This window comes from Xenorhabdus sp. SGI240 (assembly GCF_040081915.1).
Lineage (GTDB): Bacteria > Pseudomonadota > Gammaproteobacteria > Enterobacterales > Enterobacteriaceae > Xenorhabdus > Xenorhabdus bakwenae.
Genome location: NZ_JBEBMB010000110.1, coordinates 1 through 1306 on the forward strand (window position 1 = coordinate 1; position 1306 = coordinate 1306).

At 46.2% G+C, this 1306-nt stretch carries 3 protein-coding genes; all 3 read left to right on the forward strand.

The annotated features are described in order from the left end of the window. Window positions 1–253 (forward strand): hypothetical protein (locus tag ABLA76_RS16380; RefSeq protein ID WP_348988736.1); only part of this gene is annotated, 253 nt, incomplete at its 5' end. Between the two features lie 5 nt (window positions 254–258). Beyond that, entirely contained in the window at window positions 259–612 is a 354-nt protein-coding gene (locus tag ABLA76_RS16385; RefSeq protein WP_348988737.1) for a hypothetical protein, read from the forward strand. A gap of 1 nt (window position 613) precedes the next feature. After that, window positions 614–1222, forward strand: a complete 609-nt coding sequence (locus ABLA76_RS16390) for a hypothetical protein (protein WP_348988738.1) — start codon at window positions 614–616, stop codon at window positions 1220–1222. Window positions 1223–1306: the final 84 nt, after the last annotated feature.

Consider the following 1306-nt stretch of genomic DNA (forward strand, 5'->3'; position numbering starts at 1 on the left):
GATTAAGAATGGTCAGGTTTTCATTAACAGCCTGTTCGTTGCTGATGCCACGATTACCAGCGCGAAGATTGCCGACACCCTCCAGTCGACCAACTTTGACCCGAACCGGCGAACCGGATTTAGGTTAAATATGCGAACCGGTGAAATGACCAGCTACGGTCAGGGGAACGGCGGTTACTGGGTAGAAACCAATAACCTAAAGCAGCTCTTTGATAATAATGGCAGACTGCGGATCAGAATGGGGTTCTGGTAATGGGCATGGGACTCGAGATTTATGATGAAAAAGGCCGGTTAATTATCACCACCAATAACATCATTCCGCGCTTTCTGGGGACACATACCATTCCCCTTAAAAAAGAGGGAAGCCTGTATCTGCCACCCTTAAGCGAGGGTGGCAACGTGACTGCCCGATTTTTTTTGTATATGCGGAATAGACAAGGGGTCAGTACAACCAGAATCAGCAATGAGTTCACCCGATTTAGCGTCTCCGGCAGCGCGTTTAATTATTACGTGGATTACGATACCCCCCGCTGGGAACAGAAGGGGTGGGGTGGCGGTCAAAGTAGCGGATGGGATGAGATGGAAAACCGTGTAACTATTTGGGCGATATAATATGTCTGGCATTGAATTTTATACCGATAATGGATTTGTCCAGATTTCGGATAAATCTCCGGCGCTGGGATTTCTGAAAAAAGCGGCGGACGGGGAGAACAACCGACAGCCGGGATACTATAATTTTGCTGAGGTTTACGGGGTGGGCGGTAAATATTTTTTTGCCCCGATATCGGAATTGAGTATCTATGGCAACAGTGGACTGGAGGTTTATAGCGAGAAAGGCAAACTGATGTTTTCTTCCGCTATGAAACTCTTGTCATTTGTGAAACCGTTTTATGTTGATATCCCAAATAATAAAAATACCCCGTTTGTTCATGCGGGGGGATTAGAACGGCACTATGGTTACATGATAATCAAAGACCAGTCCAGGCATTACTACAAAAACAAACAATTTATTCAGGGCGGGCCGCCGTACTACGATGATGAATGGGTATATGATGTTTATGCAGAATCATTCAAACCCAGATACAGTCGCGGCAGAATTGAAATCGTATATTCATTTGAATTTGCCTACCGAGGTGGAGGAATAACAGATCCGGGAACATGGAGTGGCCCACCCCCTTTAATGGAAGGCTTTATCGTTGACCTAACCGCCATTGAAGGCTAGCCATTTCTAACATAATAACCAACCTCTCAGGAACCCCACTATGTACTATTCACAAGGCACAGCCTCAACTGTGTCCGGCTCGGC

Coding starts and splice junctions, on each gene's coding strand:
- ABLA76_RS16385 (WP_348988737.1), top strand. CDS start 259: ATGGGACTCGAGATTTATGATGAAAAAGGCCGGTTAATTATCACCACC.
- ABLA76_RS16390 (WP_348988738.1), top strand. CDS start 614: ATGTCTGGCATTGAATTTTATACCGATAATGGATTTGTCCAGATTTCG.